This is a genomic window from Chitinivorax tropicus (assembly GCF_014202905.1).
In the GTDB taxonomy this organism is placed as follows: Bacteria; Pseudomonadota; Gammaproteobacteria; order Burkholderiales; family SCOH01; genus Chitinivorax; species Chitinivorax tropicus.
The window spans coordinates 44,887-59,240 of sequence record NZ_JACHHY010000018.1 but is presented as its reverse complement, the minus strand read 5'-3'; the positions used below and the strand labels follow the sequence as shown (position 1 = coordinate 59,240).

Annotated in this window: 12 protein-coding genes; all 12 read left to right on the top strand. The window is 51.4% G+C overall.

Translation table 11 applies throughout. The features are described 5' to 3' along the window. The first annotated feature begins 14 nt into the window (after positions 1-14). The 12 genes from HNQ59_RS14070 (at position 15) to HNQ59_RS14015 (ending at position 14,353) form a co-directional block, all read left to right on the top strand. Positions 15-956 carry an EpsD family peptidyl-prolyl cis-trans isomerase gene (locus HNQ59_RS14070; protein ID WP_281397223.1) on the top strand — a complete coding sequence of 314 codons (942 nt, stop codon included), beginning with the start codon at positions 15-17 and terminating at the stop codon, positions 954-956. Beyond that, positions 953-1,747: a polysaccharide export protein EpsE gene (epsE, locus tag HNQ59_RS14065; protein WP_246491005.1), complete on the top strand. Its 795-nt coding sequence runs from the start codon at positions 953-955 to the stop codon at positions 1,745-1,747. Before HNQ59_RS14070 ends, epsE begins: the two co-directional genes overlap by 4 nt. Positions 1,748-1,783: 36 nt before the next feature. Next, a complete protein-coding gene (gene epsF, locus HNQ59_RS14060; protein ID WP_184040681.1) occupies positions 1,784-3,223 on the top strand; it encodes a chain length determinant protein EpsF in 1,440 nt (479 codons plus the stop codon). Between the two features lie 10 nt (positions 3,224-3,233). After that, positions 3,234-4,127 (top strand): polysaccharide biosynthesis tyrosine autokinase, encoded by an 894-nt coding sequence (locus tag HNQ59_RS14055; protein WP_184040678.1) that lies wholly within the window; start codon positions 3,234-3,236, stop codon positions 4,125-4,127. A gap of 16 nt (positions 4,128-4,143) precedes the next feature. Next, positions 4,144-5,004: an exosortase B gene (gene xrtB, locus HNQ59_RS14050; protein ID WP_184040675.1), complete on the top strand. Its 861-nt coding sequence runs from the start codon at positions 4,144-4,146 to the stop codon at positions 5,002-5,004. Continuing rightward, entirely contained in the window at positions 5,001-5,666 is a 666-nt protein-coding gene (gene epsI / locus HNQ59_RS14045; RefSeq protein WP_184040672.1) for an exosortase-associated protein EpsI, B-type, read from the top strand. The genes xrtB and epsI overlap by 4 nt, the downstream gene beginning before the upstream one ends. A 36-nt stretch (positions 5,667-5,702) precedes the next feature. Continuing rightward, positions 5,703-6,890, top strand: a complete 1,188-nt coding sequence (locus HNQ59_RS14040) for a glycosyltransferase (protein WP_184040669.1) — start codon at positions 5,703-5,705, stop codon at positions 6,888-6,890. 105 nt (positions 6,891-6,995) lie between these two features. After that, positions 6,996-8,477 (top strand): lipopolysaccharide biosynthesis protein, encoded by a 1,482-nt coding sequence (locus HNQ59_RS14035; RefSeq protein ID WP_184040665.1) that lies wholly within the window; start codon positions 6,996-6,998, stop codon positions 8,475-8,477. Positions 8,478-8,567: 90 nt separating this feature from the next. Further along, positions 8,568-10,058, top strand: a complete 1,491-nt coding sequence (locus tag HNQ59_RS14030; RefSeq protein ID WP_221320251.1) for a hypothetical protein — start codon at positions 8,568-8,570, stop codon at positions 10,056-10,058. A gap of 142 nt (positions 10,059-10,200) precedes the next feature. Continuing rightward, on the top strand, positions 10,201-11,247 hold the full coding sequence (locus HNQ59_RS14025) for a glycosyltransferase family 4 protein (RefSeq protein ID WP_184040660.1): 1,047 nt from the start codon (positions 10,201-10,203) through the stop codon (positions 11,245-11,247). 8 nt (positions 11,248-11,255) lie between these two features. Continuing rightward, the gene (locus HNQ59_RS14020; protein WP_184040657.1) at positions 11,256-13,577 is read left to right on the top strand and encodes a DUF4962 domain-containing protein; all 2,322 of its coding nucleotides are present in this window, start codon (positions 11,256-11,258) and stop codon (positions 13,575-13,577) included. 26 nt (positions 13,578-13,603) lie between these two features. After that, positions 13,604-14,353: a WecB/TagA/CpsF family glycosyltransferase gene (locus tag HNQ59_RS14015; RefSeq protein WP_221320250.1), complete on the top strand. Its 750-nt coding sequence runs from the start codon at positions 13,604-13,606 to the stop codon at positions 14,351-14,353. Position 14,354: the final 1 nt, after the last annotated feature.

Genomic DNA, 14,354 nt, shown 5'->3' with positions numbered 1-14,354 from the left:
GCCTTGAGTTTCATATGTTTTCGGGTGTTGGGGGAATTGTGCGTATCAATCAAATAGCGCTTGCATTGTGTGTTCCGGCTGTTCTATGCATGGTCGGCTGTGGAAAAAAAGATGCTGCGAAGGAGGCATCGCAGGTGGTGGCGAAGGTGGGTGAATCCGAAATCACGGTTCATCAGCTCAATCATGCGCTGGCCACTGTCCCTGCCAAGCCGGAGCAGGCTGCGGAAGTACGTAAGCAGGTGTTGGAAAGTCTGGTAGAGCAACAGGCACTGGTCAATTTGGCGATGGAGTCAAAATTGGATCGTGACCCTGCTGTGCTGTTGGCGTTGGAGGCATCCAAGCAACAAGTTCTGGCCCGGCATTATCTGGAGCGTCAATTGGGGCACTCGACAGATGTGCCAGAAGACAAGATCAGAGCCTATTTCTCGACACATCCTCAATTGTTTGAACAGCGCAAGATCTATGATCTGGCAGAGCTGACCGTGCAAGGTGGCAATGCCAGCCTGCCGGTGGAAGTGGCCAAGCGCATCGAAGCTGGCGCGGACGCGGCAACCATCAAATCATTTGTTGAGCAGCAAGGTGCAAAAGCTTATCTGAGCCGTGATGTGAAAGCAGCGGAGCAGATTCCTTTATCAGTGCTGCCAAAGCTCGCCTCGCTGCCAGAGCATCGTTCCCTGCTGGTGCCGGGTAATGGGCGGTTCACTGTCATGGAGCTGACCAGCGCCCGTCTGGAGCCGGTTGATTTCACCAAAGCCAAGCCGATCATCAGCACCTATCTGCAGAATCAGGCCCGCTCGGAAAAGGTGAAATCACTGATCAACGAGGCGCGTGGCAAGACTCAAATCGCCTATCTGGGAGAATTTGCGGGCGCGACTGTACCTGCGGCGGCTGCCTCACCTGCGGGGGCCAAGGTGGGCGATGATGTCATTACACAAGGTGTCGGGGCGCTCAAATGATGCAGTGGGTGGTACGTTTCTTCGCGGCTTGCCTGTTCTTGCAGGCAGCCATCTGTTCGGCAGCGGCGGGTGATTACCAGCTGGGCGCGGGCGATGTCGTGCGCATTGCCGTCTATGGTCAGAATGATCTGACAACGGAGGCCAGAGTCAGTGAGGCCGGAGGGGTTATCTTCCCCTTGGTTGGTGATGTGGCCGTGATGGGACTGAGCGCCAAGGAGGCCGGGCAGCGGATTGCCGATGCCTTGAGGCGAGGGGGATTTGTCAAGCAGCCTGAAGTCAGCGTGTTGGTGACCCAGTATCGCAGTAAGCAGGTCTCAATACTGGGAAATGTCAATAAGCCGGGGCGTTATCCGTTGGAGACTGCGTCGACCTTGACCGATCTGCTTGCTATGGCAGGGGGGGCGGCGCCACAAGCTGCGGATGACATCGTGCTGATCCAGCGCCGAGATGGCAAACTCTATCGGCGGGAAATTGATACCCTGGCATTGTTGCAACAGGGTGATCGTGCGCTGGATGTTGCCATGGGTAATGGGGATGTCATCTATGTACCTCGCGCTGCTGTGTTTTACATCTATGGCGAAGTGCAGCGGCCTGGTTCATATCGCCTGGAGCGCAAGATGAGCGTGGCGCAAGCCTTGTCACTTGGCGGTGGGATCACGCCACGTGGTACGGAGGGACGAATTGTGGTCAAGCGTCGCGATGGCAAAGGTGTGCTGCAGACCACGTCAATCAGCGTGGATGATGCGATCCAGGCTGATGACGTGCTGCAGATCAAAGAGCGTGTTTTCTAACGTCAGCGCCGCGTTTCAAATTCTCAGGAAAACACCATGACATTTGGACAGTTTGTCACTGCTTTGCGTGCGCGATACTGGGTGATTGCACTTTGCTTGGCGGTCACGGTCGGGGTGGTCACCGTGATCAGCTTGATCATGCCCAAGACCTATACATCCACCGCCACGGTGTTGGTGGACACCAAAGCGGCTGATCCGCTGACTGGCATGACTACGCCCGCGCTCATCATGCCCGGCTATATGTCCACCCAGCTGGATGTGCTCACCAGCCGCACGGTGGCGGTGAAAGTGGTGGATAAACTGCATCTCGCTGACAGTCCCGAGGTGCGTATCCAGTTTCAGGATGACACGCGTGGTCGGGGCGAGATCCGTTATTGGTTGGCTGATCTTTTGCTCAAGAAATTGGATGCGCGCCCCTCACGTGATAGTAATGTCATGGAAGTCTCGTTTTCCAATGAAAACCCTCAATTTGCCACTTTGCTGGCCAATGCTTTTGCTGAGGCCTTCATTGAGACCAGCCTGGATCTGAAAGTGGCTCCTGCCAGACAGACAGCGGCATGGTTCGATCAGCAGCTCAAAGGCTTGCGAAACAACCTGGAGAAAGCACAGCGACAGCTCTCCGCCTACCAGCAGGAAAAAGGCATTGTTGCCATTGATGAACGGCTGGATGTCGAAAATGCCAAGTTGATTGAGTTGAGCAGCCTGGTCACCAGCGCACAAGGGCAGCGCGTGGAAGGGCAATCGCGTCAGCGTCAACTGGGTGAAGTGTCCGGGGCGGGGCGAGAGGGATTGCCTGAGATCATGTCCAGCCCGATGGTACAGAATTTGAAAGCCGAGCTTGCCCGGGCTGAGACTAAATTGGCGGAAGCCAATGAGCGTCTTGGTAGAAATCACCCGCAGTTCAAACAAGCGCAATCTGAAGTCGATAGCATACGTCGGAAGCTGGATCAGGAAATCCGCACAGCAAGCAGTGGCATTGTCAATACCGCCCAAATGCAGCAAAAGCGTGAAACCGAATTGCGTGCGGCTTTAGCCACCCAGAAATCGAGGGTGTTGGAGCTCAAGAAACTACGTGATGAGATGGGTGTGCTGACGCGCGAAGTCGAGAATGCGCAACGTGCCTATGATGCGGCATTGCAGCGTGCCAGCCAGACCCGCATGGAAAGCGAAGCCAATCAATCCAATGTGGTATTGCTTGCCCGTGCAGTGGAGCCCATCAATCCTTCCAAACCTCGTGTATTGCTCAACATTGCCTTATCGGTCTTTTTGGGTGGGGTGTTGGGTTTGTTGTGCGCGTTTTTGATGGAATTGTTTGACCGACGGGTGCGTAGCGTGGATGAGCTGGCAGAAGCATTGGATGTTCGCACGCTCGCTGCATTACCCAAGTACGATCAGAAAAATCCAACGCGCCGTTGGCGTTGGCGTCGTCGAAAGTCAGCATCTCACCCCATTGTGACCACAACAGTGCAGTACTGAGGATGCATGTATGGATTTAGCGACTGCCCGAAATATCGAGATTCCTAAAAAGACGGTGTCAGCCGAGCCAAGGCCACCTCGCGTGGCCATTGGGAAGCTGCTGGTTGAGGCCGGATGTATCCGCAAAGAAGACGTTGAGCGTATCGACAGTGTTCGACGGGAGAAGTGCATCCGCTTTGGTGAAGCCGCTGTCTTGATGGGCTTGGCCAAGGAGGAGGACGTACTACGTGCACTGTCTCGCCAATTTGCGTTTGATTGGGTTTCACCTACCGAAAGCAGGCTGAGCAAAGAGCTCAGCGTGCTATTTGATCCATTTTGTCGTGAAGCGGAGGCACTGCGTACCATCCGTGGGCAGCTGCTGTTGAGATGGTTCGATAGTGGCCGAAAGCAGTTGGCAGTGTGCTCTCCGCATCGTAGATCCGGCTGTTCTCATGTCTCGGCCAATCTGGCAGTGCTGTTTGCTCAATTAGGTATGCGTACCTTGTTGATTGATGCCAACTTCCGTCAACCACGTCTGGATGAGCTTTTTGCATTGGCCCATCGCAGCGGGTTGGCTGATGTGCTCGCTGGACGGGCAAAGGTTGATGTGTTTCAACGTGTCAGTCAGGTGGCCAATCTCTGGGTGGTTCCCGCTGGACCGATTCCGCCCAATCCGCAGGAGCTGCTTGCCCGTCAATTGTTTTTCAAGGTGCTCCAATATTACCAGCGGCACTTTGACATCATTCTGATCGATACCCCTTCTTATGACATGGGAGCTGATCTGGAGTTGGTGGCGAGTCGCGTTGGTGGGGCCTTGGTGGTAGCTCGGAATAGTCATACGAAATTGAAGGTCGTCAAAAGCCTTCAGTCTGATTTGGTGCGCAGTGGCGTCACGTTGTGTGGTGGCGTACTGAACGAATATTGAATCCAGGTTGAGGATCATGTTGGCAACACAAGTTTTTCGGCCCATCGATAGTCTTCCATTGCTGGTTGGGCTATTGGTGCTGTTCATCCCAACGTATTACACATTATTCAACGGCCTGTGGCTGGCGGATGAACAAGCACATGGCCCCATCGTAATGGTCATGTCATATTGGTTGTTGTGGTCAAAGCGAGATGTATTGCTTGCATTGCCTCCTAAGCCAGCCAATGTTAGTGCCTGGGCTTTGCTGCTGCTTGGCTGTTGTTGTTATGTGGTTGGGCGTTCGCAGGATATCGTCATTCTTGAGCTTGGCGCACAGATCCCCATTCTTGCCACTTTGCTACTGTTTCACTGGGGGTGGCGCGCGGTCAGGGTATGTCTGTTTCCGTTGTTTTTCCTGATATTCATGCTGCCGTTGCCAGGCGCATTTGTTGATGCGGCAACGGCAGCCTTGAAGTTGCATGTATCAGCCATTGCTGAGTCACTGCTCTATGGATTTGGTTATCCCGTCGCCAGAAATGGTGTGATGTTGAATATTGGTCAATATCAATTATTGGTTGCAGATGCATGTTCTGGTTTGCATTCAATGTTTTCGCTGAGTGCAATGGGGCTTTTATACCTCTATCTGATGGAATATCGTGCCATTTGGCGAAACATTCTGCTTGCGGGCCTTATTTTGCCAATTGCATTTATTGCCAACGTAGTTCGTGTAATCGTGCTGGTATTAATCACTTTTTATCAGGGGAATGAAGCAGCACAAGGTTTTGTTCATGGCTTCGCCGGTATCTTTCTATTCATTGTGGCATTGCTGGGCTTATTGTCGATCGACGCGCTCCTGGGATTGTTTGGTGGTAAAGACAGCCATGAGGTTTCGCAATGAATCTACGTGGTCTATTGGCCGGAATGGTCATGTTGGCCAGCGCTTTTGCTGCACTGGCAATGAAGCCGACCCAGTACATGGCAAAACAGCACCCCATCGATTTGCAGGCGCTGATTCCTGAGCATCTAGGCGACTGGGCAATTGAAAAAGCACCGACAATCGCCCAGATCAACCCTGAGATTCAGGAAAAGATCAACCGTATATATAGCCAACTGGTTCAACGTACCTATGTCAACAAGACAGGCCAGCGGATCATGTTGTCGATAGCATACGGTGGTGACCAAAGTGATGCATTGCGTGTGCACAGGCCCGAAGTCTGTTATGGCGCACAAGGCTTTTCGATCGGCCAGCAGTCGATGGACCATCTAAAGATCGGGCAAACCAACCTACCCGTCAAGCGCATGATTGCGGTCATGGGAGAGCGGGTAGAGCCGATCACCTATTGGATGACGGTCGGGGAGAAAGTTGCCCTGACTGGTTGGCAGCATAAAATGATGCAACTCAGTTATGGGGCAAATCGTGTGGTGCCGGATGGTATGGTATTTCGGGTGTCCGCTATTGGTCGAGATGCCGAAGCCAGCTTCAAATATCAAGAAGATTTCTTGAGCCAGCTTTACACATCACTACCATCCGTTAGTCGCAGTCGGATATTTGGATCTTGACGGTACTCATTTGATGTCCGTTTGTATGAGGTTTTTATGCGTTTGCTATATGTGGTTCGCGAGGAATGTGATACCAAAAGACCGGATGTCTATACCTTGTTTGGGAAATTACTGCCGGCACTTGGAGTTGAAAGCGATCTGCTGGCCTGCCCTGTAGTCGATCAGCTGCCCTGCGACTGGCCTGGTGGCGAGATGGTTCTATCTCCCCGATTGGCTGATGGTTTAAAAACAAAATTCTGGCGGATTTTTTTTCCGTTGGCTTTGTTTAAAGCCAAGAAGAATTTCGATGCAATCGTGGTGCGAGATAAAGCATTGAGTGGCGTCTTCTTTTTATTCTGCGCCCGTTTATTTCGAGTGCCAATGATTTACTGGGCCTCATATCCGGTTGGGGCGGCATATGAGTCATTGTCTTTGTTGACAAAACATCCAGTAAAAAAACATTTTTATCGAATTCGCGGCATGCTAAGTCGATATGTTGTAGATAAATTATTGATCCCAAAATCCAGACTCTCTTTTTTACAAAGTAAGGAGATGGTAGATCAATATATAACGAATGGTGTGCCAGCCCGGAATCTAGTTCCCGTTCCAATGTGCGTAGAGTGGAATAAGGTCAGTTCTTTTCAAGACAAGATCAATTGGGCCGTCAAGCAAGATGCAGATTGCAAATTGGTCTATCTTGGTACGCTGGATTTAAGGCGGGAGCCATTGTTCATGTTGCGCGTCCTGGGGCACTTGAGGTCAGACTACCCTGATTTGAAGATGGTCTTTGTCGGAGATTTTCCAACGGAGTGGGAGCGCAAGGAAGTTCTGAGAAATATTGATGAAATGGCATTGCAGGATGCGGTTGAGATTACCGGGTGGCTGCCTCAGGAAAAGGCTTGGCAGCATTTATGCGGCAATGTGATCGGCTTGTCTGCCATACCGGTAAATGATCTGTATCAGGTTTCATCTCCAACCAAAACCATCGAATACTTGGCATTGGGTGTGCCAGCAGTGGTCACCCCCATTCCTGATCAGCTCGTGGTGATCGAGGAAAGTGGTGCAGGTGTGTGCGCTGACATGCAGGTTGAAGCTTTCGCTGCGGCGGTGGCTACATTGCTGGATGACCCCGTCAGACGAGCAGCGATGGCCAAGAGGGGAGTGGAATACGTTCGGGAGAAAAGAACGTATGAGGTTTCTTCTCAGCAGATCTATCAGCACTTGCAAGCAATCCGGGCGGACTGAATTTGCCACCTTTGGCACAAGGTTTTTTGGAATATTGGCTTTTTTAAGATGAGGGGAGTTGTTTTGCCAGTGGATCAGTATTCAATGGGCCGACTAAGACGCGGGATGGTGAATTTCCTGTTTGGGAAAGTCGGTACGGCATTGTTGAATATGCTGGCATTTTTCATGTTGGCGCACCTGCTGAATATTGCAGACTATGGCGCTTACATGACTTTCATCGCCTTGATCGAAATGGTTTCCTTACTGACAGTAGGCTCCTTTGATCAGGTTGCCGTACAGTTGATCCCTGACTATCGGTTGCATGCCGGTGATCTACGAACAAGCAGGATGATTCAACGTTTGTTTGTTATTCGCACCGTGGTGTCAGTATTGGGCATGATGCCTTTGATTTTGCTTGGTGATTGGGTATTGAGCTTCTTCAATCAATCCCATAATCATGGTGCATACCCGCTATTCCTCTTATCCATGTCCATCGAATTCGCGTCACGCTTTCTTCGAGATGGCGTGCTGGGTTCATTGCTGATGCAAGGGCGATCCCAGATGGCATTGCTCTTGCGGAATCTGACCATTGTTACCGGTTTGTTCATCATGAGCGCCACTCAAGGTTCACTGAGTCTGACACAAGCCGCCTGGATTGAATTGATCGGTTCATCTATTGGGTTGTTGATCGTGCTCCCGATAACCTTCAGGGCAGCATCTGTTGGGGCTGGTTATTGCAAGGACTGGGTGGCACCAGACTGGAAGAGGACATTCTGGATGGTTTGGCATAACTATGTCTGTTTGGTGCTGAGCTTTATCTTCAGTGCTCAAACCGTGACTGTGTTGGCCAGTAAATTCTACGGTGTAGAGGCTGCGGCCTTATTTGGATTTGCACGTGGTCTGGTCGACCAGATCAGAAGATATTTGCCAGCGGAGCTTTTCTTGGGGGTGGTTCGTCCCGTGATGGTGGCTGGATTTGCCAGGGAAAAAGACTTCTCAAAATTAAACTGGCAGGCCAATCTTGTTTATAAAATTGGCATGTTCTCCTTGTTTCCAATCATTGCTGTCTTTTTTTCCCATGGTGATATGATTTTGAATCTGCTCCATGGTGGAAAATATCCGGACTCTCAGTATTATGTCCTGCTGCTACTGATTACGCTGATCCCGATAAGCTATAAGCGTGCCATCGAAATGGTGGTGAATATTGTCCGGGAAACAGACTTGTGGCTATCTGCCGCCGTCTCCTCCATTCTGGTGTTGCCTTTTCTGGTGTGCATCTATGTGTTCGATCTGCGCCTGACGGGCCTCGTTTTGACTGTCATGGCTGTGGAATGGTTGACCAATCTTGTGCTCGCCCTAGGGCTGCGGCGTCGTGGTTATCCTTATCAGATCGATTGGTTGGGTTTTGCAAAATTACTGTTGCTGACCGTGCTGACCGTTGCGATCGTTTCCAATATCTCCTTTGGCAATACATTGTTTGACCTGGCGCTGATGGTTGCCATCACTGTGGTGGTGTACCTTGTGATCGGTCGTTTGCTCAGGCCGTTTTCCGATCATGAGCGAAATCGGGTCAATGCATTGCTCAAACGAAATCTGTTTGTTTGGTAATAGGCGCTGACCATGTTGCGTACTACCCCATACACTTTCAATATGACGTTTGGAAATTTTGATCTCAAGGTCTGGCTATGGCGGACGCTATTGGCCTTGGGATTGATTTCCATCAGTGTCGTAGCGGGTTTGGCAGTGGTGGCTGAGCTTTTGCCATTGCTGCTGGCTGCGGTCGGCGGAATGTGTTTCGCGGTCTGGGCTGTGTATGTCATATTTTCAGGATCAGCCAAACAAATCGGGTCTTGGCCATTTTTCACCATTGCCGCGCTGGTACTGGTTTTGCCATTGGGGTCCTTGGTCACTCGGCTTCCCTTGCAAAGCCTGATCGATGTCCTTTTGTTTGCAATTGCGCCTGTCGCGATCAGATACCTTTTCAGCGCAACCAAGCAGCTGTTCTGGGTGCGGATGTCTATTGCCTTTCTGCTGCTTTTCTTTGCGTTGGCCTGCCTTTCGACGGTATTTGGCCGATCAGGCACTTATGCAGCGGTGTATCAGACGATTTTCAACTTGAAGTTGTATCTGATGCTTGGCGCAGGATTGGCGGTAGCCTGGAATGCTCGATCTGATCAGGTGTTATGGCGTTGGGTCAGATGGATTTGGCTATTGTTTGTACCCTTCATCCTGTTGCAGTGGTTTGCTCCCTCAATCGATTGGGCGCTGTTCCCCCTGCATGCCGAGCGCATGCATGACTTGAATCCATTCCTCGCAAATAAATTTCCTAAACTACCAGGCCCGTTTCTTCATGCCAGTATGTTGGCTACATTCACAGCCTTGTTACTGGGTTTCTGTCTGTTGAGGCTATTGTTTGTCGGTGGTCAGGATTGCTGGCTGCCCATCTTTGGCTATGGTTTTGTATTGGTTGCGTCTGGGCAGCGTGGCGAGACATTTTCCTTGCTGATGTCGCTCTTGATCGTCGTCGTTTATTTCATGCGAAATACAAGGTGGATGATATTTTCCATTTTTGCGATCTTCGCATTGCTGGGTGCAGGGTATTTGATTATGAATTTCAAACATACCCCACTTTATGATCTGGCCATCGAGTGGGGATTGGCGGGTAATATTCCCTTGAAGGACATTCAAGCACGCGCAGCTTTCTACAAATATTCTTTTCAGATTGCCTCCACCTATTTTCCGCTGGGTAGCGGATTGGGTACTTTCGGTGGGGTGGGGGCACAGAAATTTGATTTGTCCATGTTTGAGCAGCTTGGATTTCAGCGCTACTACTGGTATGTGGCAAGAGAGTTTCTGGTGGACACCTATTGGCCAAATTTCATCGCAGAGGCTGGTTGGTTTGGTGCTGTCTTCATGCTGTTTTCCGTGATGTGTCTATGGATACAGTCCTTATTGGGTATTCATGGCCATAGAGATCGGCGTGTCTGCTTTTATTGGGCGATGGCAAATGTATCGGCTACTTTCATTTTGATCAATTCACTGACGTCTCCTCTGGCAGCTGATCCAAAATATGTATGGATCTGTTGGATGTTTTTTGGATTGGCGAATTCACTAGGTCGTCAATTGGATTTGGAATCATCAAATGAGCGAAATAAAGCGATCATGAGGCGAAAGGTATTGAAGGTATAGCAGGTGGAACGACGTGTTGGCATATTAGGTTGAATATTAAAATGGTCAGAACATTGTTCTGGATGGCCTGGTGAGTCGAGCAGTTTTCAATTCGTTTCATTAAATTGTTGGTTTGGGTTTCAGCTGATTGATTGAATCTGATATGAGAAAAGTTGTGGTCATTGGCCCTCACTTCAGTGCCCAAGGCGGCATGGCGACTGTATTGGGTGTTTACCGGGAGGCGGGATTGTTCACATCGGGAGAGGCAGTGTTCTTGCCGACTCATATCGAAGGTGGAAAAGCCGGAAAGTTGCGGCAGGCGTGCTCGACATTCACCACTTTTGTCTGGATGTTGGTGACGAGACGGGTGTCGATGCTACATGCCCATGTCGCCACCAGGGCCAGTTTATGGCGGAAAGCCACCTTCATGTTGGTGGCCACCTCGTTTGGTGTGCCTTACATCTTTCATCTGCATAGCGGTTTGTTTGCGGGTTTCTATCAACAAGGATGTGGTGCATTGGGGCGTCGGTTGATTCGCTTTTTATTGTCGCGAGCGGCACAGGTCTTTGTGTTGTCGTCGGAGGCTGAGCGCTGGGTTTTGGAGGTGGTGCCACAGGCCAAAACGGTGATCTTTCCAAACCCGATCCAACTATTGCCCTACATCAGAGCAGACCGGGATGCTTGCCATGTCCTGTTCATGGGCAAGCTGGACGCCAACAAAGGTATTTACGATCTTTTACGTGCAATTGCTGAATTGATTAAGCGTTTCCCTGATTTGCGTTTGTCCGTGGCCGGGGAGGGCGAGCGTGAGCAGGTGGTTGCCCTCATCCGACAATTGAAGCTGGAGGCTCATGTCGATCTGCTGGGTTGGGTCGTAGGGCAGCAGAAAAGCCAGTTACTGGCTTCTGCAACGGTTTTCGTGCTTCCTTCGTATAAAGAAGGAATGCCGATGGGGATTCTGGAGGCTATGTCTGCTGGGTTGCCAGTGGTGGCAAGCCGCGTTGGCGCGGTGCCTGACATGCTCAGGTGTGGTACAGAAGGTGAGACAGTCAGGGCTGGCGATGTGGTGTCGTTGACTCAGGCATTGGATAGGCTTTTATCGGATACGGCCCATCGGGAGTCGTGTGCAAAACGCGCCAGATTGCGTGTGGAACGTGATTTCGCAGCGGATGTGGTCTTGCAAAGACTCAAGCTTGGCTATTACTTGTGAGAAAAACAATGATGATCTCGATTCGTTTTCCGTTGGTCAAAACGGCGTTGTTGGGCCTGGTTGCCTTGCCTGTGGCGTTTGCTGCAGATTTTTCGCCATCAGTGACAACGAGTTGGATCAAGCCCAACCGTGCCCCATCCACCGACTGGCTTGGTAGAGCGGGTGTATTGGATATGCCGATCATTCCAGCTGATGGCGCATTGGTTAAGCAAAACCCGGTGTATCTGAGTTGGCCTGCCGCACCGGGTGCTGCTGGGTACAACTTGGTGGTGCAGCCCTTATCTGGGGCCGAGCAGGCACATGACGCAGCCTACAACTGGTTTCCGCTGCCAAAGGAACTGGCAAGGGGCACATATCAATGGCGGATCAGAGCTAAAAAGGCCAATGGACAGTTTGATGTATGGAGTGATTGGCGTACTTTCACCGTCACAGGTGGGGGGGGCAATGCGGACGTGTCGAATATTGATGGTGTTTACAACCAATTGAAGGCGTCTCCTCATCCTCGTACCTTTCCCAAAGGTGCGGAGCTGACTGCAATCAAGAACGCTCTGACGGGTATTCGTAAAGATGCCTACAACAAACTGAAAGCACGTACCAAGGTTTTTGCAGCCAGGGCGCAGGTGGATGAAGTGAAGTCGGTAGCAGCGTCCGCCGACATGTCTCAGCGTGATGCCGCAGTTGAAATGCTCGCGATCATGCGCGATCTCAAGCCTGAGCTTGACCATATCATGGAGCAGGCACTGATCTGGCGTATCGATCGGAATGAGGCTGCATTGAACGATGCCAAGGCGCGGGCACTGAAATTGGCATCTTGGGACCCGGATGGGCCAAGTGCCTACGAGCCTAGCCACCATATGCCAAGAAACATCCTGTGGTCGTTGGCCATTGCCTATGATTGGCTTTACGATGGCTTGACTACCGATGAGCGCGCCAAGTTAAGGGATGTGATCAGCAAGCGGTTGACGCAGATTGAATTGTCGCTGATGGGTTCATCCAAGCGGATGATGGTACGCCCATTTGATTCGCACGGGTGGTTGGGTTTGAATGCAATGGCGGCGATTGTGTCCATCATTGGCGGCGAGGTGCCCAATTCCGAAGCATTGTTCAAGCTCTATGTCCCTTGGGCAATGGCGGTCATGTCCCCTTGGGGCGGAGAGGATGGCGGGTTTTCCCAGGGTACCGGTTATGGGTCCTGGCACTTTGATCCAAATCTCCACTATTGGGATGCCATTCGTCGCGCCACTGGAATCGACCCATACCAAAAAGTATGGCTGAAAAACACCGGTAATTTCCTGCTGTACTTCGCGCCACCGGGTAGCCCAAGCGGTGGGTTTGGGGAGGGGGCGGATGCTGTGCCCGATGCTTCTTTCATCGTCCCCTATACCATGCGGGTTCCATCCCAGCTTTATCGCTGGCATGGCGCCAATCAGAAATCGACCGATCCTTCTAGTCTGTTGCAATTGTTGGCCCCTGTTGATACGGGAGATGTCACCTTTCCCAAGGGTATCCCTGATGCAGCGGTGTTTCCGTCAATTGGCTGGGCAGCTGTCCACAGTTCGTTATCGGATCCGAAACGTTTTTCGCTGTATTTCAAATCCAGCGCGTTTGGCTCCTTCAATCACAGTCATGCAGATCAGAATTCCTTCATCATCAACTATGAAGGCAAAAAAATGGCGTTAGATAGTGGTTTCTATGACTGGTATGGCTCGCCGCATCATAGCAAGTGGTATCAACAGACCTTGGCCCACAATGCGATCACCTTTGATGGCGGGAAGGGGCAGCTGACCGGCCAGATGGATGCCCGCGGCGAAATCACCCGATTCAGCCATATGACGGGCTACACCGTCATGACCGGTGACGCCACACGGGCATACGGCGGCGCATTGCTGCTGGCTCAGCGTTCAATGACCTACCTGAAGCCGGGTTTTGTGCTGGTCTATGACGCCTTGTCATCAGATACCCCCCGTCAGTGGGAGTGGAATTTGCACACCATGAAGACCATGGAGGTGATATCCCCCAAGCAGATCAAAGTGGCTGAAGGCAGCACAGTGATGTGTGTGGATCAACTATCGGATGATGAGTTGACGTTCTCTCAGACAGACCGGTTCACCGTGGATCCGGATCCGAGCAAGCGGTTTTGGTCCAATCAGTGGCATGGCCGGTTCAGCAGTAAGGAAAAGTCAAAGAAATCCCAGATTCTGATGTTGTTGCGCATGGGCTGCGCCGAGGCGGCAGACATGACAGTGAACAGGCTGGATGAAGGGTATGTTGTCAATATTGCGGGCAAGCGCATTGCAATGCAGCCGGGGCGCCCGGTTGATGTGAAATAGCCCGCACGGTGAATGGAAAGGCAGACATGAGAATTGAAGTGTTGGGTTGCCAGGTGGATAACCTATCGATGGGTGAGACGCTGGATCGCGTCGAAGAATATGTAAAGAGCGGGACGCCACATCAACATGGCTGTGTCAATGTTGACAAGGTGGTTAAGGCTGCTCGCGACGACTCATTACGGCAGATCATCAATGATTGCGAATTGATCAGTGTGGACGGCATGCCGGTGGTCTGGGCTTCCAGACTCTTGGGCGTCCCGCTCAAAGAGCGGGTGGCGGGGGTTGATCTGTTTGAGAATCTGATCAAGCACTCGGCAGTGAAGGGATGGCGGGTTTTCTTCCTGGGGGCCAAGGAAGAAGTTGTCTCAGGGATGAGCAGGCAATTCATCGCCAAATATCCCACGCTGCAGATTGCTGGGTATCGCAATGGCTATTGGAAGCCGGAGGACGAAGCGCAGGTCGCACAGATGATTGCGGATGCCAAGCCAGATCTTTTGTTTGTTGCGATCAGCTCGCCCAAGAAAGAACAATTTCTCGGCAAATACCAACCCTTGATGAAGGTGCCTTTCGCCATGGGCGTTGGTGGCACGTTTGATGTCATGGTCGGTAAGGTTTCACGTGCGCCCAGGTGGATGCAGAAGTGTGGCCTGGAGTGGTTCCATCGCTTTTTGCAGGAACCTCGGCGCATGTTCCGTCGTTATTTCATCGAGGACATGTATTTCTTCTGGTTGTTGTTGAAAGAAATGGTTGCTCGTAAATTTGCTGTACGCAGCTAGC